The 18,098-nt window shown below is 62.0% G+C and carries 12 protein-coding genes, 1 CRISPR repeat array and 1 riboswitch (1 of these 14 cut by a window edge); of the genes, 7 read left to right on the top strand and 5 right to left on the bottom strand.

The genetic code is table 11. The features are described 5' to 3' along the window. A CRISPR array of direct repeats spans window positions 1–2,613; the repeat unit is 37 nt; unit sequence GTTGATCCCTACCTTTTCCCCGCAAGGGGACGGAAAC (it extends 1,844 nt beyond the left edge of the window). 58 nt (window positions 2,614–2,671) lie between these two features. Continuing rightward, a complete protein-coding gene (locus ACVW0R_RS10055) occupies window positions 2,672–3,802 on the bottom strand; it encodes an LptF/LptG family permease (protein ID WP_011429983.1) in 1,131 nt (376 codons plus the stop codon). Between the two features lie 188 nt (window positions 3,803–3,990). Continuing rightward, window positions 3,991–5,208, bottom strand: a complete 1,218-nt coding sequence (locus ACVW0R_RS10060; RefSeq protein ID WP_011429982.1) for a pentapeptide repeat-containing protein — start codon at window positions 5,206–5,208, stop codon at window positions 3,991–3,993. A gap of 163 nt (window positions 5,209–5,371) precedes the next feature. Here ACVW0R_RS10060 and ACVW0R_RS10065 point away from each other — a divergent pair, with 163 nt between their 5' ends. The 7 genes from ACVW0R_RS10065 (at window position 5,372) to ACVW0R_RS10095 (ending at window position 14,044) form a co-directional block, all read left to right on the top strand. Next, window positions 5,372–7,162 carry a DUF1565 domain-containing protein gene (locus ACVW0R_RS10065; RefSeq protein WP_414390372.1) on the top strand — a complete coding sequence of 597 codons (1,791 nt, stop codon included), beginning with the start codon at window positions 5,372–5,374 and terminating at the stop codon, window positions 7,160–7,162. A gap of 91 nt (window positions 7,163–7,253) precedes the next feature. After that, a riboswitch (cobalamin riboswitch) is annotated at window positions 7,254–7,394 on the top strand. Window positions 7,395–7,434: 40 nt separating this feature from the next. Beyond that, the gene (locus ACVW0R_RS10070; protein WP_457502007.1) at window positions 7,435–9,378 is read left to right on the top strand and encodes a TonB-dependent receptor; all 1,944 of its coding nucleotides are present in this window, start codon (window positions 7,435–7,437) and stop codon (window positions 9,376–9,378) included. A gap of 97 nt (window positions 9,379–9,475) precedes the next feature. Beyond that, window positions 9,476–9,892: a DUF1636 domain-containing protein gene (locus ACVW0R_RS10075; protein WP_457502008.1), complete on the top strand. Its 417-nt coding sequence runs from the start codon at window positions 9,476–9,478 to the stop codon at window positions 9,890–9,892. Between the two features lie 9 nt (window positions 9,893–9,901). Next, window positions 9,902–10,771 carry a (2Fe-2S) ferredoxin domain-containing protein gene (locus tag ACVW0R_RS10080; protein ID WP_011429978.1) on the top strand — a complete coding sequence of 290 codons (870 nt, stop codon included), beginning with the start codon at window positions 9,902–9,904 and terminating at the stop codon, window positions 10,769–10,771. 3 nt (window positions 10,772–10,774) lie between these two features. Beyond that, complete coding sequence (locus ACVW0R_RS10085) at window positions 10,775–11,428, top strand: hypothetical protein (RefSeq protein ID WP_011429977.1); 654 nt, start codon at window positions 10,775–10,777, stop codon at window positions 11,426–11,428. Window positions 11,429–11,476: 48 nt separating this feature from the next. After that, on the top strand, window positions 11,477–13,519 hold the full coding sequence (locus ACVW0R_RS10090; RefSeq protein ID WP_457502009.1) for an ArsA family ATPase: 2,043 nt from the start codon (window positions 11,477–11,479) through the stop codon (window positions 13,517–13,519). A 66-nt stretch (window positions 13,520–13,585) separates the two neighbouring features. Then, the gene (locus ACVW0R_RS10095) at window positions 13,586–14,044 is read left to right on the top strand and encodes an MAPEG family protein (RefSeq protein WP_099812226.1); all 459 of its coding nucleotides are present in this window, start codon (window positions 13,586–13,588) and stop codon (window positions 14,042–14,044) included. Here ACVW0R_RS10095 and ACVW0R_RS10100 read toward each other — a convergent pair. The 3 genes from ACVW0R_RS10100 to ACVW0R_RS10110 are packed head-to-tail and all read right to left on the bottom strand — an operon-like array spanning window position 14,041 to window position 17,891. Further along, window positions 14,041–15,069 carry a DUF3326 domain-containing protein gene (locus tag ACVW0R_RS10100; protein WP_457502010.1) on the bottom strand — a complete coding sequence of 343 codons (1,029 nt, stop codon included), beginning with the start codon at window positions 15,067–15,069 and terminating at the stop codon, window positions 14,041–14,043. The genes ACVW0R_RS10095 and ACVW0R_RS10100 overlap by 4 nt on opposite strands. A 17-nt stretch (window positions 15,070–15,086) precedes the next feature. Next, the gene (hemG, locus tag ACVW0R_RS10105; RefSeq protein ID WP_457502011.1) at window positions 15,087–16,544 is read right to left on the bottom strand and encodes a protoporphyrinogen oxidase; all 1,458 of its coding nucleotides are present in this window, start codon (window positions 16,542–16,544) and stop codon (window positions 15,087–15,089) included. 51 nt (window positions 16,545–16,595) lie between these two features. Continuing rightward, window positions 16,596–17,891 (bottom strand): homoserine dehydrogenase, encoded by a 1,296-nt coding sequence (locus ACVW0R_RS10110; RefSeq protein ID WP_457502012.1) that lies wholly within the window; start codon window positions 17,889–17,891, stop codon window positions 16,596–16,598. Between the last annotated feature and the right edge of the window lie 207 nt (window positions 17,892–18,098).

The following is an 18,098-nucleotide window of genomic DNA, read 5'->3' on the forward strand; positions in this document are numbered from 1 at the left end:
TTTTCCCCGCAAGGGGACGGAAACGTACCAAAAAGAGATGAACCATAATCAGTAGTTACTAAGTTGATCCCTACCTTTTCCCCGCAAGGGGACGGAAACCGTCGAAACATACACCCGCTGAGACCACAGTTACAGGGCACAAAGTGTTGATCCCTACCTTTTCCCCGCAAGGGGACGGAAACAAGACAAGTTTCAATTCAGCTGACTCAGTCTCAGCTAGTAAAGTTGATCCCTACCTTTTCCCCGCAAGGGGACGGAAACCTCCAAAGCTTCCCTGATTTCTCCGCGCTCTATGCGTAGTTGATCCCTACCTTTTCCCCGCAAGGGGACGGAAACTCCGCACCTGTGAAGCCCAGGGCCTTCAAGACTTCTGCAAGTTGATCCCTACCTTTTCCCCGCAAGGGGACGGAAACTTCCCGATAAGGGAGGTACAACCTACGGAAGAGAAGTTGATCCCTACCTTTTCCCCGCAAGGGGACGGAAACTCTTGAGACCTGGAACATAGAGGTACTCGATGACTCGTTGATCCCTACCTTTTCCCCGCAAGGGGACGGAAACCCCGCATCGTGAATTTGTTTGGCTAACGCACGAGCGCGGTTGATCCCTACCTTTTCCCCGCAAGGGGACGGAAACGTACCAAAAAGAGATGAACCATAATCAGTAGTTACTAAGTTGATCCCTACCTTTTCCCCGCAAGGGGACGGAAACCGTCGAAACATACACCCGCTGAGACCACAGTTACAGGGCACAAAGTGTTGATCCCTACCTTTTCCCCGCAAGGGGACGGAAACTGCAAAGAAACAAAGAAATCACGACCATTGATGAGGTATGCGTGTTGATCCCTACCTTTTCCCCGCAAGGGGACGGAAACTCGGTCAGCAAGCCGAAGCACTTCACCAACTTACGCAGGGTTGATCCCTACCTTTTCCCCGCAAGGGGACGGAAACGTACCTTTTGTCCGCACCGAGAGCAGTTTTGGCTTGTGGTTGATCCCTACCTTTTCCCCGCAAGGGGACGGAAACAACGCACGAAGTTGTTCCCAGGTTAACTTAAGCTGCCCTGGGTTGATCCCTACCTTTTCCCCGCAAGGGGACGGAAACGAAAAGGGAGGTCGTATGTTTACAAAAGAGCAGTTTCTGTTGATCCCTACCTTTTCCCCGCAAGGGGACGGAAACGCCCTGCTGAAAGCCTCAGAACCCTCCGCTATGTCACGAGTTGATCCCTACCTTTTCCCCGCAAGGGGACGGAAACTCCACGCCTCCATCCCGGAGGTCGGTTTAACGCTGCGTTGATCCCTACCTTTTCCCCGCAAGGGGACGGAAACAACTGCTGCCCAACCCCACACGCCGATTGACCCGGCTCCGTTGATCCCTACCTTTTCCCCGCAAGGGGACGGAAACTTCCCGGACAATCCGCTCTGTATCGTATCCCCCGCGGTTGATCCCTACCTTTTCCCCGCAAGGGGACGGAAACATCTAGTTCCTCCCCCACACCAGACACCCAGGATTAGTTGATCCCTACCTTTTCCCCGCAAGGGGACGGAAACCCCAGAACTTCATAACCATACTAATCCTCCCTTGTTGATCCCTACCTTTTCCCCGCAAGGGGACGGAAACGTCAGACTCAATTAATATAGTGGGTACTTCTTCAAGTTGATCCCTACCTTTTCCCCGCAAGGGGACGGAAACACGATGCAGGGGGTTTCATCCCCTGCCATTGTGGGGAAGTGTTGATCCCTACCTTTTCCCCGCAAGGGGACGGAAACTTTTTGAGGACTTCGATAATGTTAGATTTGGACTTAAGTTGATCCCTACCTTTTCCCCGCAAGGGGACGGAAACTGCAGTTTGCGAAATAGTCCTCGCGGTTGTTGAAGACATAGTTGATCCCTACCTTTTCCCCGCAAGGGGACGGAAACGCCTCCTTGAGGGAGAACCCATTAATCTTCATTTCAGCGTTGATCCCTACCTTTTCCCCGCAAGGGGACGGAAACCTTTGGAAAAGCACCGACCCTGCTAGCCACATCGAGAAGTTGATCCCTACCTTTTCCCCGCAAGGGGACGGAAACCCACATAGTATCTTTCCACTCGCTCGTTGAACATCCAGGTTGATCCCTACCTTTTCCCCGCAAGGGGACGGAAACTTTCCAAAGAGCACCGAGGCAATTGTCGAAAACATGTACTGTTGATCCCTACCTTTTCCCCGCAAGGGGACGGAAACTTCGCGTTGACCTCCTTCGGCTTGATGATCCCACCATCAAGCTCGAGTTGATCCCTACCTTTTCCCCGCAAGGGGACGGAAACACACCAGCTCGGGATGTACTTTATTGAGCAGTGGCGCATGTGTTGATCCCTACCTTTTCCCCGCAAGGGGACGGAAACGGGTTGCTTTACCCGGGTTACACCCCGGGATAGGGCGCAGAAGTTGATCCCTACCTTTTCCCCGCAAGGGGACGGAAACGTTGAACCACCCAAGTTGGTGGTTCGTAACATCAACGGGTTGATCCCTACCTTTTCCCCGCAAGGGGACGGAAACGCTTCTTCACAGGAACTGGAACTGGGGACAGCTCCTTCAGACCGTTGATCCCTACCTTTTCCCCGCAAGGGGACGGAAACTATAGGGATCCGGTGGATCCCTGGTTAGGTCGGGGGTTGCTCTGCCCAGAAGGGATCCCTAGCGCAGGAAGCGGGCCAACAGCAGCAGGCCGAGGCCGCCGAAGAGGATGTTGAAGCTCCAGGCTGCCGCCCAGGGGGGAAGGGCTCCTGCTTCGCCCAGGCTGCGAGACACACTCAGCACCACGTAGTAGGCAAACACCAACAGGATCCCGAAGACGACACCCCCATAGCGGCCCACCCGCCGCGCAGTGGTGGATCCCAGGGGAAGGGAGATCAAGACGGCAAAAAAGCTGGCCAAGGGCAGGGAAAAGCGCATGTGGAACTCGGTGCGCAGGGGCTGGGTATTGAGGTTGGAGCGGGCCAGGCGGGAGATGCGCTCCGCCAGCTCCGGCAGGCTCAGCTCGTTGGGCGGAACCGGCGGCTGCATCAGGGCGGCCAGATCTTGGGAGACCTCTAGCGGCTTGCGGTCGAAGGGCTCTTCGGCCAGGCTGAGGCCGTCAGGGCCGTAGCGGTGGGTCACCCCTTCGCTGAGGGTCCAGTCCAGGCCATTCCACACCGCCTGGGCCGCCAGGGTCACCTCTGCCAACTGGTACTTGCCCCCCGGCAAGGGATCCACCTGCAAGATGGTGACATCCTGCATGGTGTTCAGCCGCGGATCCACCTGGCGGATGAAAAACCAGAGGTTGTCTTCCGTCCCGCCAACGCGGGCGGTTCTGAAAAAGACGTCGTATTGCACCGGGGTGGTGGCCCGGGCCAGGAGCGCCTGCTGGTCGATCTGGCGGATTTCTCGTTTGCTGGCCGGCAGGAGCACGTTGCTGATCCAAAAAGCGCTCAGGCTCATGAGCAGCCCCACCAGCAACAGGGGACGAAAAATGCGCGTAAACGGGATCCCGGCTGCCCGCATGGCGGTAATCTCGCTGTTGCCGCTCAGCTTGCCCAAGGTGAGCATGGTGGCAAAAAAAGCGGCGATGGGCATGCCCAGCAGCACCATCTCCGGCAGATCCAAAATGAGAAGGCGCAACACCGTCAGGGGCGGCACGGATCCCTCGACCAGCCGCTCGGCCAAGGTAAAGAGCCGGCCTGCCAAAAGCAGCAGGGTTCCCCCAGCTATACCGGCCAGCACCGGCGTGAGCATCTGCCCAAACAGGTAGCGCTCCAGCAGCCAGAACTTGGTGAGCAAGCGGGCCATGTCCAACAATTGAGGGATTGGGGCTATTTCAGGCTAGCTTGAACGGTTCTCCGGCAGGCCCTCACCCCCAGCCCCTCTCCCAGAGGGAGAGGGGAGCTGGGATCAACTCACAAGCTGTTTCATGGCTGTTTGCCATGACCATGGCAGCGCTGGCGTTGAACCCAGGTTTGCCGGCCATTGGCTCTGGATCAAGGCCTCCGGGAGGCCGGCGGCTCGGCAGGAGGGGGTAAGGGCTCGGTTTCGCCGCCGGGATCCAAACGGCTGGCCGAGGAGTTGAGGGGAAGCGGGGGCTCAGGATCCAGCTTGGCTCCCCAGGCGGCCAGGTAGGCTCTTTGTTCGGGGGAAAGGCGACGCACCCGGCGAAAGTCCGCGCCGGCCACGATGGCGCCGGCGTAGGCCCCGCTTTTAAAATCGGGCTTTTTTCCTGGCTGAGCCGGAGAAGCCGTCTGCAGGGATCCCACAAACAAGAGGGCGCGGTAGAGATCGGCGCCGCGCAGGTCGGCATTGCGCAGGTTGGCCCCGCAGAGGTTGGTGTGGCTGAGGTCGCAATCCCGCAGGTTGGCTCTTTCCAGGCTGGCCTCGCTGAAGTCCACCCCCCGCAGCAGGGTGCCATGCAGGTCGGCCCCTTCCAGCATGGTGCCCAGATTCACCACCCGGATCCCGTTGAGGCGATCCCGCTGGTAGCCGCCTTTGCCGTCCAGGATGGGCCGGCCCAGGTGTTCGTCGCGGCGCAGGGGGCTAAGCAAGTTAGCGGTGGAGAGGAAGCGCAGGATCTTGGCTTTGCCAAAGCGATCCACGCCGTTGAGGAGCGCCGCCGTGCGCCCGGCCGCAATGGCCCGCTCCAGGGGCCAGTCGTCCAACTGCCCGTCAGGGGAGAGAACCAGGTTGGAGATGCCCTCGAAGTAGGCGTCGATGGTCTGCTGCTGGGTGATGATGTTCTGCTGGATGGTGAGGTCGCGGGAGATGACGTACTGCCGCCAGGCGATGTAGGCGGCCAGGAGGGCGATCAGGATCTGACCTGTAGCCCCGAACACCTCGCCCAAAGCCCCGATGGCCTCCCAGCTCAGGGATCCCAGGGCCGAGAAGGCTCCACTCCAGACCAATCCTCCCATCACCGCCAAGCCGAGAGCTGCTGCCGCCCACCCCAGGCTGGGCCAGGTGGTCAGCCACTGCCAGAGGTCGCGCCCGATCTGCACCCAGAGCGGCTGCCCCCACCAGCCGGCCAGGCCCAGCCAAGCCAGCACCGCCCCCCAGCCCAGGGCCGGCTGCCCTGCCCACTGGCCCAGCAGCAGCAGCAGGGCTGGGATCCCCAACAACAGCAGGTTGAGCAGGGGGCGCCCAGACGAGAGGGAAGCCAGCGGCAACTCTTGGGAGGAGCCTTCGCGGGCAAGGGCTTCGTCGGTCATGGCAAGGGTATACTCTAGGGGTAGCGTTGGATCTACAAAAAGAAGCCTGCATCAGTCCGTATTTGGAGTTGGGGAAGAGGGCAGGATCCTGCCTGTCAGGTTTGGTAGGATAGCCTCGACCCTCCTTCCTTCTCTGGCCCAGCCTGGTGTGGGGATGACTCCTATGATCTCTTCCTTATCGTTCATCCGTCTGCAGAAATCCGGCGAACACCAATTTACAGCAGTCCTGCCTGACTTGCGGTTGCAGCGTCACGGCTCCGCGACGCTGACGCGACTGGCCACCTCTTTGCTGTTGAGCACCAGCTTACTGCTGGCGGCAGGAAGGGATCCCAGTTGGGCGCAAACTTCCCTGGACACCGGCCTTTTGGAGAAGCAGGCCCTGCCCCAAGCGCCGCCGCTGCCGGACGACCGCCCCGCCATTTTTGTGGATGCCGCCAATGGCAGCGATACCCAAGGGGATGGATCCCGCAACAACCCCTTCAAGACCATCACCCATGCCATCAGCCGGGCGCCAGCCGGCAGCATCATCCAGCTTCTGCCGGGGGTGTACAGCGCAGAAAGCGGCGAAGTCTTCCCCATCCGCCTCAAGGCCGGCCTTATCTTGCGCGGGGACGAGTCCACCTTGGGAGAGGGCTACCTGATCGATGGCGGCGGCACCTACATGAGCCCGACCTTGGCCCGGCAAAACGTTGCCCTGCTGGCAGAGACCGGCTCAGAGGTGCGGGGGGTTACCCTGCGCAACCAGGGTCGGCGCGGCTACGCCCTCTGGGTAGAATCGGCTTCCCCGCGCATTCTCAACAACAGCTTTGTGGGCAGCATCCACGACGGCATTTTCATCGCCGGCGCCTCCAACCCCTGGATAGAAGGCAACCGCTTCTACAAAAACGGGGCCAACGGCATCTCCGTCTTGGGCACCTCCCAGCCCACCATTGTCAACAACCTCTTCCAAGAGACCGGCTTTGGCCTCACCATCGACCAGCGCTCGGCGCCGATTGTGCGCAACAACCGCATCCTGCAAAACCGCACCGGCATTGTGGTCGGCGGCAGCGCCCGTCCCATCCTGCGCAACAATCTCATTGCCCGCAACCTGGAGACTGGCCTGACAGCTATCACCACCGCCCAGCCAGATTTGGGCACGGCTTCGGATCCCGGCAACAACATCTTTGAGGGGAACGGCCAGTACGACATCCACAACGCCACCCGCGGCCTGCGCCTCAACGCCAATGGCAACCAACTGGCCGGCAAAACCAAAGGGGAGCTGGATCTGGCCGGCCAGACCACGGTGGCTGCGCTGCCCAGCAACGCCCCGCCACCCATTGCGGCAGGCGGCTTGACGCTGCCCACAACTCCGCAGGCCGAGCCTCCGGCTCCCAGCAGGGATCCCCAGCCGGCGGCGGCCTCTCCCACCTTGCCGGTGGTGACGGTGCCCCAATCGACTGCCCCCGTTCCCCCTCCTGCAGCGGGATCGGGAGGGCGCATTTTGCCCAGTGCCCCCCCTCAGCCGGCAGGCGCTCAACCCCAGGAGTTTGTTGCCGTCCCCTTCACCCCCGATGGCTCCACCACGCCTGCCCAACCGGTTGAGCCTGCTCCTGCCACTCCCGTCCGCCAGCAATCTGTGGCTCCTCTCACGGATATTACTACCCTCCTGCCACCCCCGGCTCGCCGACAAGCGGGCAGCAGCCCAACAACCCCCCCTGTTCCCGTTGCCGCGGCTCCAGAACCGGCGGTAGCCCCAGCAGAGTCGGCCACCCGCTTTCGTGTGCTGGTGACCCCCAAGGGCAGCGACGATTTGCAGCGGCTGCGGCAGCTCCTCCCCGAAGCGGTGGAGACCGTGTTCAACGGCAGGAGGGTGCTGCAGGCCGGCCTCTACGACAGCCGCAGCCAGGCCCAGTCAGTCTTGGATCGGCTGTTGGACGCCGGCTTTGACGCGGTGGCGGAGATGATCTTCCGTTGACCTCACTGCCCAGGGATCCCCCCCGGCAGGATAGGAACTCCCCAGCAGGGAATGTATGATGCCTAGCACGGCTTTTTCCAGAGCAATGGGGAGGAAAGCCGTGCCGTCAGGTTGTCCTGGGGATCAGCCAGGGCAAGCAATGGGGAAAGTCCGGTGCAAATCCGGCGCTGTGCCGCAACTGTGATGGGCTGAGGCCCTCAGTCAGGATGCCCGCCTGCGGCTTTGGCTCAAAGCTTAGCCCTTCCGCGTCGCACGGAAGCAGGAGCAACCGGATGAAAGTAACTGTATGTCTCAGCCTTGGGCTGGGGATCTTGAGTTTGGGGATCCCGGCCTGGGGGCAGGCAATCTTGGATACCGGCCTCAGCGCCGAGATTTTGAATCAACCCGTCACCACCCCGTTTCGCCGTCCCGACCTCTTGCGAGAGTCTTCCCGCCCCGTCTATGTCATCACCCGCCAGCAGATGCGCCAGCAAGGGGCAAGGACGGTGCAGGAAGCCCTGCGCTACTTGCCCGGGATCCTCAGCGATGGCACAGCGGGAACTCAGTTGGGAGCTCTTAGCTCTCAATTCATGCGAGGGGCGCGAACGGCGCAGGTATTGGTGCTCTTGGATGGCCGCCCTCTCAACGATCTGGGTTTTTTCGGGGGGTTTGACCTCTCCCAAATCACCGCCGATGTCGTCGAGCGAATTGAAGTCTCCCCCGGCGGCGGCTCTACCCTGTACGGCTCAGACGCCGTTGGCGGCGTGATCAACATCGTCACGGTGGAGCCGCAGCCAGAAACGGAGACGGTGCTGGAAGCGGCGGTCGGCAGCTACGGTCTCAATGAGCAAGGGATCCAAAGTCGCGGCCAAGCCCAGGATCTGGGCTGGGTGCTCAGCTATCGCCGTCTGCAAAGTAACAACGACTTTCCCTTTGCCATTGAGCGGCTGGGCAAGTCAGGCAGGCGGGAAAACTCGGCGGTGGAGTACCACAACTTGCAGGCCAAGCTCACCTGGCAACTGGCCGAAGATCAAGTCCTAACAGCCAACGCCCTCTACCTCAACAAAGCCTTTCGCGTGCCCGGCAGTGTAGAGTTTCCCTCTCCCGACGCAGAGCAAAACACCAACGATCTGCTGCTGGATCTCAGTTGGCTGTGGACTCAGGAAACAGGATCCCTGCAGGCAAGAGTCTTTTTGGACGATCTCAACTACCGCTTCAGCGCTCCGCAAAGCCAGGGATCCCGCGACGTCATCTTGCGCAATGGCTGGGGATCCCAGCTTCAATATGCTTGGCAGGCCGGCGAAAACCTAGAGGGAGTTTTGGGGGCAGATTATCGCTCTATCTCAGCCCGCAATACGACTTTTTCTTTTGCCAGGGGTTCTGCCAATATCAACTACGACGATACGGTTAACCAGGGGGCCCTGTTTGCCCGCCTGGACTACAGCCCGGATCCCCAGTTCCACCTCGACCTGGGCATCCGTCAGGACTTCAGCAGTTTGGCCAACGGCTCGGCCACCTCGCCGGCTGTGGGGATCCGGTGGGCAGTTGCCGAGGGAACTACCTTGAGGGCCAGCTACGCCGGCAGCTTTCGCACCCCCTTGATCTCGGAATTGTTCTTTCGGCTGCGCGGCTTTTTTGAAGTGGATGGCAACCCCAATCTCCGCCCAGAGCGAGGGGAGAGCTTGGACATCGGCCTGGATCAAACCTTGGGAGATTTTGGCCTGCTGCGCTTAACTTTTGCCCACAACCGCATCCGCGATGGCATCACCTTTGTCAGCCTTGGGCCGCGCCGGGGAACCTATGAAAATATCGGGCTGGTCGAATATACCGGCCTGGAAGCGGCTTTAGATTTGCGTTTGGGGGAAAACTGGACGCTTTTTGCCAACTATACCCTCAATGATCCCATCATCCGCGCTGCCCTTAACCCGGCCACAGTTGGCAAAGAGCTAGCCTTTGTAGGAGCCGATAGCTTCAATCTAGGCCTAAGCTACCGCCACGAGCAGGGCTGGTACGGCTCGATTTTGGTCCATCACATTGGGAGCTTTTTTACCAACAATGCCAATACGGAATCCCTGCCAGGCTACACCACCGTGGCTCTGCGCGGCGGGATCCCGTTGGCTGAGGCCCTGAGCCTAGAGTTGGGGATCGACAACCTGCTGGATGAGCAGTATGAAGTTTTCCCCGGCTATCCCGGAGTTGGCCGCACGCTGAGGGTGAACTTGCGGGGGCAATTTTAGCGATATCCCAGGCTGTTTTTAACTCTCCGGCTGACCACTTTTAGCGAGAACTTTCCAAGTTGATTGTCTGCTTTACGGTTTAGTTTGGATGCAACTTATGGCGATCTCAACCAACTCTCTATCTCCTAACTTTTCTCCATCGCCAACTTCGGCTCAAGCTGAGGCCGAACATTACCTCTGGATCTGCACCACCTGCGGATCTCGCTGGGTGAACGGCCAAAAAGAAGGGACTAGCAAAGGAGAAATGCTCCTGGCCGCCTTGCAATCGCAAGTGCTCAATTCCCAATTGCACCTGAAGCCAGTTGCCTGTATGAGCGGCTGCAGCCATGCCTGCGTGATTGCCCTAGCAGCCCCGGGGAAGATGACCTATGTCTTTGGCGATCTCGATCCAAAAGATGTAGAGCCAATCTTACAAACGGCGGAGCTGTATTTGACAAAGCCCGATGGGATCCTGCCCTGGGCAGAGCGCCCCATCAAAAAGGGGGTGATTGCCCGCATTCCGCCAATCCAATAGGAGCAACCTATGGCCGCTTTCAGTCCCTGGATCACGCCCTTAAACCAGACTTGGCAAGAGGTTTCCCCCACCGGCTGGACAACCGTTTACGAAGGGATCCCGGCTCACATCGACTGTCTTGGGCCATTGCTCTATGAGCTCTTTCAGGAGCGCTGGGCCGAGATCCAAGTGGGCCAGGTGGTGGAGGGAGGAGTGCTGGAGGCGGCCTTCAAGGATCCCCCTGCTCTCTGTGTGCTCTACGACGGCTATTTGACCGTGGCCACCGAAACTTGGCATTTGCACCTGTGTCTAGAAGAGCACCAGGGCGGCCCCTACAGCAGAACTCCACCTGAGCTGCGCCGCAAAAGATTGGTCGGCCGCGCCGCCCTCTATCGCCGCCTCAATCCGCAGGGCCAGCCTCGCCAATGGGGGATCCAATTTTGGAACGGAGCAGAGGAATCGCTGCTGCAGATCTTTTTGCCCAGTCCCTTTTTGGGGCCAGGAGAAGACTACCTGCCCGAAGGCAAAGCCGACTATCAGAAGCTCTCCCTTTATGAACGCCTGCGGGCCATTTACGTCGAGGGAAAAGAGCGGATCCCGTATGAAGATAACCCCCTCAAGCGGCCCTATTTGGCGGTTTGCCGTTCCAGCCGCTGCTATCCTTCTCGCCACTATCAGCCCGTTGTGGAAGCTCTGCAATCGGCCCTGCGGGAAGCCAATTTGGATATTCAGGTCATTACTTCCGGATGCCTAGAAGTCTGTCAACAAGGGCCGGTGGTTTTTTACTCCGGAGATCGCACCTGGTACAAGCGGGTTACCCCCCAAGTAGCGCGGCAAATTGTCCAGGAGCATCTGCTAAAGAACTGCCCCTTGAAAGCTCACCTTTTTCCTGGAGATTAGCCTATGGTTAGCCTACAAGCTCTTGTCCAGTCCATCCCCAAGCCTCGCCGCGGGATCCCAGAAGTAATTTGGATCCAAGCCAGCCGAGATCTAGCCCAAGGTCGATTTTGGCCCAGCCTATTTACCACCATCGGCTGCCTGAGCAACATTGCCTATACCTGCACGCTTCCTTTTGTAACTGTTGGCATCATCGCGGGCACCACGTTAACTCGCCAAAGGGCAATTATTAGCGCTTCGATGATTTGGCTGGCCAACCAAATCTTTGGCTACACCTGGCACAACTATCCCCGTACACCTGATTCTTTTGCTTGGGGGTTGGTCTTGGGGATCGGCACGGTGGGGGTCGCTTTTGCTGCCGGCTACCGACCTCTGTTTTCTCAGTCCAAACCTATTAGGCCAAGGCAATTGCTGCTGAACTATCTTTGGATCCCAGCCATGCTGATCCTAGGGTTCCTTGCTTTTGAAGGGCTGATCTTGGCAGCCGGCCTGGTTCTGGGCGGAACGGAGGGCTTGACCCTGCCCATCTTGGCCAAGATCTGGCTGGACAACTGGCTGTGGACGGGATTTTGGCTTGGGATCCACGCGCTGCTGGCGTGGGACAGAGGACGCCGGTTGTGGTGGGAGAGGGGAAACTTCGCTGATCTGGAGCATCCCTAAGGGAGATCCAGGCCACAATGGGGGTGACCTGTGCCAGAAGGGATCCCTTTGCAGCCTGCTCAACTCGATTGTGGCGGGAGCGCTTTCCGCCTGTCTCTCCTTTCTCCTTGCCAGCGTCTGCTGCTGTTTAGCGGCAAGGGGGGCGTAGGCAAAACCACCCTCACCTGTGCCCTGGCCCGTCACCTGGCCCAGGCGCAACCAGAGCGCCGTCTGCTGCTCCTGTCCACCGATCCGGCCCACTCCCTGGGGGATGTGCTGGGGATCCCGGTGGCCGACGTTCCCCAGCCCCTGCCGGATTGGCCCAACTTGCAGGTGCGGGCTCTCCAGGCCGAGGTGTTGCTGCAGGATTTCAAGCAGACCTACGGCCCGGCTCTGGAGCTGATTGCCGAGCGGGGCAGTTGGCTGGCCAAGGAAGATCTCCTGCCCCTTTGGGATCTGGACTGGCCGGGGGTGGACGAGCTGATGGCCATCTTAGAGGTCAACCGGCTGCTGGCGGGCCAAGAGGTGGATACAGTTATCCTGGATACCGCCCCCACCGGCCACACCCTGCGGCTGTTGGAACTGCCCGACTTTCTCGACAATTTGCTGGCGGTGTTTGCCACCTTCCAGGCCAAGCACCGCGAGGTTGTCCAATCCCTCACGGGCGCCTATCGACCGGATGAGGCCGACGCCTTCCTGGCCCGCTTGCAGAGCGAGCTGGAGGGGGGCAAAGCCCGCCTCACCGACCCGGAGAGCACTGCCGCCTGGCTGGTGCTGATCCCGGAGCCGTTGAGCGTGGCGGAGACGCGCCGCTTTTGTCAACAACTGCAAAGCCGCCGGGTGCCCATTGGCGGCCTGTTGGTCAACCAGGTGTTGTTGGGAGCCAGCGGGAGAGCGTCGTCTGGGATCCCGCCGTCCCCCCTCTACCTGGCCCGCCAGCAGGAACAGCGGCGCTGGCTAAAAGCGCTCCAAGAGGAGCTGCCTGGCTATCCCATCTGGGTTTGTCCCTATCAACTGGAGGAGCCCATTGGGCCGGCGGCCCTGGACAAGCTGGTGCAGCAGCTTCGTCCCTTGCCAGAGGTGCTGCTGCAGTTGGAAGAGATTCCCGCTAGCCCAGGGGAGCCTGTCGGCGGGATCCCCTCCCCCCCAAGGGTGGCCCTGCCAGATTTTTTGGCCCAAGGGATCCGCCTGCTGCTGGTGGGAGGCAAAGGCGGGGTAGGCAAGACCACGGTGGCCGGGGCGCTGGCCTGGAACTTGGCCCAACGCCATCCCGACCGGCAGCTCTTGCTGGTCTCCATCGACCCGGCCCACTCGCTGGGGGATCTGTTCGGGGTGAAATTGGGGCAAGATCCGCTGCCGCTGCTGCCCAATTTGCTGGGGCAGGAGATCGAGGCGGCGGCAGTGCTGGAGCGCTTCCGGCAGGAGTACCTGGAAGAGGTGGCGGCCATCTTGGCCGGCGAAGGGACGGCGGGGGTGGAGGTTCAGTACGACCCGCAGGCCTGGCGGCAGCTTTTGCAGATGGCTCCACCGGGCCTGGACGAGGTGATGGCCCTGCTGACGGTGCTGGAGCAGGAGGCCAGCGGCCAGTTCAACCTGGTGGTGGTGGATACAGCCCCCACCGGCCATCTCCTGCGCTTTTTGCAGATGCCGCAGGCCCTGGAAGGTTGGGTCAGCCTGGCCCTGAAGCTGTGGCTAAAGTACCGCGACGTGGTGGGCCGGCCAGAATGGGCGCAGCGGCTGCGGGATCTCTTAGGCCAGGTGCGGCAGCTCCGGCAGCGGCTGCGGGATCCCCAGTTTGTTAGCTTTATCCCCGTCTTCAACCCGGAGCAGGCGGTTCTGGCGGAAACCGAGCGCCTTCTGGCGGAACTGGATGCCCTGGGGATCCCTCATCCCTACGCCGTTCTCAATCGGGTTTGGCTGGAGGAGGCCACCCCCTTTGGTGCAGGGCTGCGGCGCCGCCACCAGGCCATCTTGGCCCAGTTGCCCCAGCGATTCTCCCAGCAGGCCATTGTCACCGTCCCTTTTCTGCACCCGCCCAGCTTGCAGGCCGTTGGCGCCTACTTGCTGACTCCTGAGGACCCTGCCTTGCCGGTGCCAGAAGTCTCAACCTAGGGCCTGGGAGAGCCGCTAGTCTGGAAAAGGGGCTAGTGCAGCCCCTTCCTTCTGCTGCTTTTGCCTATGTTGTTCAACCTCCCCCTGCAAGCCATTCCCCTGTTCTCCATCGCAGCGGCCATCCTGTTGGTGTACCTGCCCATGGGCGTGGTGGGCTATGCCCGCGCCCGCGTCGGTTATGACCCGCATGCGCCGCGGGCGATGTTCGACCGGCTGCCTCCCTACGGCCAGCGGGCCACCTGGGCCCATGCCAACGGCTTTGAGGCCCTGGGCACCTTTGCGCCGTCAGCCCTGATAGCCTACGTCACCGGCCCCCACCCGGATCCCTGGCTGTTTGGGCTCAGCGGCGACGAAGGGGTGGCCCTGCTCTGCGGCGTTTTCTTGCTGGCGCGGCTGCTCTACAACTTCTTCTACATTGGCGACATTCCTATCGGGCGCTCCCTCTCCTTCTTGGTCGGGTCGCTGGCCACGCTGGGCCTGCTGCTCATTGGCCTGTTGCCGTTTCTGGGCCAGAACCTGGCCTAGCCGGGCAGTTGCAGGGAAGACAGGGCCACCCCAGCCCGGTGGGCCACCACCACGCCAATGGCCTCTAGGTAGGAGCTAACGGCCACATGCGGGATCCCCAACTGGCGGGGGTGGACCTGCATGACCGTGGCGTTCTCTTCGACGGCGATAAACAAGGGCGGGCGGGGGCGGCTGGCGAGGTAGAGCAGGCCGGGGCCGCCAAAGGCAGTGGCCGGGGCAATGACGCTGTCCACCTGCTCCGCGGTCAGGTCGCCCGGCTGGGGAGGATCCCCCCTCTTGACAAACTGGGGGGCATAGCTTAGCCCCGCCAAAACGGAGGGCAGGAAGGTAAACCCCACCTCTTCGGCGGCGGCGCGGGGGTGGACCGGCTTAGGGGCGGGATCGGGGTAGAAGGCGGGGGCGTGGGCACAGGGGATCCCCAGCTCTCGCACCACCAGGTGGCTGAGGATGGCCTCGGCCCCAGCCAGGGGATCGACCCCCTGCCCCTGCTCGTACCGGCTGAAGTCCAGATCGTCGGGGAAGCGGGCCACCACGGCAAGGGCCTCGGCTCCCGCGCAGAGCAGCTCGCGGGCGGCCTCCAGGAGCGCCTCGGGATCCTCTAGGGATCCCTGGCTGGCCCCGGCAGGGGAGAAGCTGACGGCAACGCCCAGGGGTCGAGGAGTCAAGCGCAAGGGGCCGATGTCCAGCCCCAGCGTGGCCTGGGCGGCCTGCAGAACGTGCAGGTGGCGTTGGCGCAAGTCTTCTGGGATCCCGGCATCCAGCACCACCCCGACGCGGTTTTGCCGCACCGGCCTGAGGAACCACTCCCCGGCGCAGAAGCGATCCAGGCCGTACCCTTCCACATAGAGGACGTTCTTCAGGGGCCAAAACAGGGTGGCGCCGTTGAGCACATTGGGATGGGTGACGAGGCAGTCGACTGCAGCGGCCAAGGCGCGGGCCACCGGCAGGGCATCGCCGGCAAAGCCACCCACGCGGGCGCCGATGCCCGTGGGAACCAAAAGCAGCGCCGTGTAGGGGCGATCCATGGGCCACTAGCGGAGGACTAGGCCTGGGACAAAAGCTGCTGCGCCAGCGCCTCAGCCCGCCGCACGCAATCGCCCAGAGCTACGCCATCCAGGTAGTTGGCACACACCCAGATCCCCGGCGTCTGGGAGGCCAGGTGGGCCTGCACCTGGGCTATCCGCTGCCGGTGGCCGAGGGTGTACTGGGGGATGGCGCGGGGCCATAGGCGTTCCCCTAGGTAGATGGGCTCGACGCGGCGGGTGAGCAGAACCTGGCTAAGCTCGGCGTGGGCAATTTGCGCTCGCTCCTCAGGAGACAGCGTAGGGATGGGTGGGATCCCTTGCTGGCGGGCCAAGGCCGCATCGGTGGCGCCGCCCAGGAAGCTGAGGAAGCTGTGGTAGCCCTGGGGAGCGCGCTCGGGAAAAAGGCAGGAAGCCCAGATCGTGCCCAGGGTGCGCAGGCCCTGGGAACGGGGGATGAGGTGGCCAAAGCCCCGCAGCGGCTGGGGCAGGGCCTCTTGGGGATAGGCCAGAGCCACCACCGCCACCGGCGGATAGAGGATCTCGGCCAAGAGCTGGCTGGCCGGGGGGTTGAGCTCCTGTAGCAGCGCGGCAGCCTCGTAGGCGGGGAGGGCCAGCACCACCTGGCGGGCAGCCACCCAGCGGGATCCCTCTGGGGTCTCAAAGCCCACCCAGTAGAGCTCTCCCGCCCGCTTCAGCTGCAGCGCTCGCCAGCCCAGCCGCAGGCTGTCGCCCAGCTTTTGGGCTAGGGCCTCTGGCAACTGCTGCAGCCCCTGCCTCAGATTGCCCAGTTGGCCCCGTTTGGGCGGGGGTTGGATGGCCGCAGGAGAAGGCTGGGGTCTTTGGCGCAGAGCCTGCAGGGCGCCGGCAAAGAGGCTGCCATAGCGCTCCTCCAGGCCCGCCACGCGAGGGAAAGCCGCCACGGCGCTGAGCTGATCCGGATCCCCCGCATAAACCCCCGAGGTAAAGGGCTCCACCAGGCGCTCGGCCACTTCGGATCCCAGTTGTCGCCGGAAAAACTGCCGCACCGTTTCCTCGCGTCCTGGCGGCGGCGGGACAAACCCCAACAAGCCCTGCAGAGCCCGCAGCTTGCCGCCCACGCTGAGCAGCCGTGATCCCAGGGCTGCCGCGGGGCTCAGAGGCACCGGCAACAGCGCTCCTTCCCAGTAGATGTAGCGGGGCAGCTTGGCATCGGCCAGCACCAGTTGGTCGGCCAGGCCCACCTCGGCAATGAGGTTGAGCAGGGCAGGGGTGGGGGTAAAGCTATTGGGGCCTTCCTCCCAGCGGTAGCCGTCTTTGGACTGGGTGGAAATGCAGCCGCCGACGCGGGAGCTGGCCTCCGCCAGGAGCACCGCTTGAGGGGATCCCCCCCTAGCCGATAAACCCTGCTGCAGGCGCCAGGCCAGCGTCAGGCCGCTGATGCCCGCCCCAATGACCACCACCTCCGCGTTAAGGGGTTCAGGGGTTGCAGGATTCACTGCCGCTTCCAAGGTGTTTTTCCTCCATCACGTCCGGGGGGCCAATCTTCGTTAGCGCAGTACGCGAAATAGGCTGGGGATCTCGGCCACCTGGGGAAGCTGCTGGATCTCGGCCAGCGCCTGGCGGCAGTCGGCCTCGCGCACGCTGTGGGTGAGGATCACAATCTCCGCCAACTCCTGGTGGCACTCCTTTTGGGTGATGCTCTCCAGGCTCACCCCGTGCCGGCCAAAGCAGGTGCCGATGGCCCCCATCACCCCCGGCCGATCCTGGGCCAGCACTCGCACGTAAAACTCCGACTGCGCCTCTGCCAGCGGCAGCAAGGAGGCAACAGGAGGGGAGGCGGCAAAGCCCCACAGGGGATTGGGCAACTGAGCCCCCGTCTGCAGGTGGGCAAGTAGGATAAGCAGATCCCCGACCACCGCGCTGGCGGTTGGCCCCCGGCCCGCCCCTGGCCCAGCCAGCACCACCTGCCCCAAGGGATCCCCTTGCACCCAGACGGCGTTGTCCACCCCGTGGATGTTGGCCAGCGGGTGGGTAACCGGCAGCAGGGCGGGGTGGACGCGAATATCCAGGGTTGGTTCACCTCCCTGCCCCTCGGCCCTTTGGGCGATGGCCAAAAGCTTAAAAGTATAGCCCCACTCGCGGGCGTAGCGGATGTCGGTGGAGCTGATGCTGCCGATCCCTTCGCAGGGGATGGCCTGTCGCGGTACCGACACCCCAAAAGCCAGGCTGGCCAGAATGGCGATCTTGTCCGCCGCATCCCATCCTTCCACATCGGCGCTGGGATCCGCCTCGGCGTAGCCGCGGGCCTGGGCCTGGGCCAGCGCTTCGGCAAAGGAGCTGCCCTCCTGGGCCATCTGGCTGAGGATGAAATTGGTGGTGCCGTTGATGATGCCCCAGACCGCCTGAATGCGGCTGGCCCGTAGCGACTGCTGTAAAGCCTGGATGACGGGGATCCCACCCCCCACCGCTGCCTCCAGGAGCACGGCCACCCTGGCCTGGGCGGCAGCCTGAAAGATCTCCATCCCATAGCGGGCAATCACTGCCTTGTTGGCCGTGATCACCGGTTTGCCGTGGTCAATGGCTTTCAGGATAAGGCTGCGAGCCGGCTCCAGGCCGCCCATGAGCTCAATGACCACATCAATCTCTGGATCCGAGACAATCCGCTCTAGGTCAGTGGTCAGGCGCTCAGGCGGAATCGGCACCAGCCGCGGCTTGTCCAGGGAACGCACTCCCACCGCCGCAATTTCAACTGCCTGCAACAGAGGATGAGGAGGGCGCTGTAAGATCTCGACCACGCCTGTGCCGACAGTACCCAGCCCCAATAGCCCAACCCGATAGACCACAGCCGCTCCCTCGTCTGCCGCTCCCTGCGACCCGAAGACTTCCCTACCTTTACCAGGTTGACACACTCCTAGTCCCATCAGGACGAGATTTTAGCCATCTATCCCGAGGCGCTATAGGAAGGCGCGTCGAGATAGGCCCAGGGATCCCTCGCCGCGGGGACAGTGCCGGTTTGGGGTTTATGCTGAAGGGGGGATCCTCTACAGTTC

This window comes from Thermostichus sp. MS-CIW-15 (genome assembly GCF_054060575.1).

What these genes read in the sequence shown, in the direction of transcription:
- ACVW0R_RS10055 (WP_011429983.1), bottom strand. Translation starts at nt 3,802, where the DNA reads ATGGCCCGCTTGCTCACCAAGTTCTGGCTGCTGGAGCGCTACCTGTTT.
- ACVW0R_RS10060 (WP_011429982.1), bottom strand. Translation starts at nt 5,208, where the DNA reads ATGACCGACGAAGCCCTTGCCCGCGAAGGCTCCTCCCAAGAGTTGCCG.
- ACVW0R_RS10065 (WP_414390372.1), top strand. Translation starts at nt 5,372, where the DNA reads ATGATCTCTTCCTTATCGTTCATCCGTCTGCAGAAATCCGGCGAACAC.
- ACVW0R_RS10070 (WP_457502007.1), top strand. Translation starts at nt 7,435, where the DNA reads ATGAAAGTAACTGTATGTCTCAGCCTTGGGCTGGGGATCTTGAGTTTG.
- ACVW0R_RS10075 (WP_457502008.1), top strand. Translation starts at nt 9,476, where the DNA reads ATGGCGATCTCAACCAACTCTCTATCTCCTAACTTTTCTCCATCGCCA.
- ACVW0R_RS10080 (WP_011429978.1), top strand. Translation starts at nt 9,902, where the DNA reads ATGGCCGCTTTCAGTCCCTGGATCACGCCCTTAAACCAGACTTGGCAA.
- ACVW0R_RS10085 (WP_011429977.1), top strand. Translation starts at nt 10,775, where the DNA reads ATGGTTAGCCTACAAGCTCTTGTCCAGTCCATCCCCAAGCCTCGCCGC.
- ACVW0R_RS10095 (WP_099812226.1), top strand. Translation starts at nt 13,586, where the DNA reads ATGTTGTTCAACCTCCCCCTGCAAGCCATTCCCCTGTTCTCCATCGCA.
- ACVW0R_RS10100 (WP_457502010.1), bottom strand. Translation starts at nt 15,069, where the DNA reads ATGGATCGCCCCTACACGGCGCTGCTTTTGGTTCCCACGGGCATCGGC.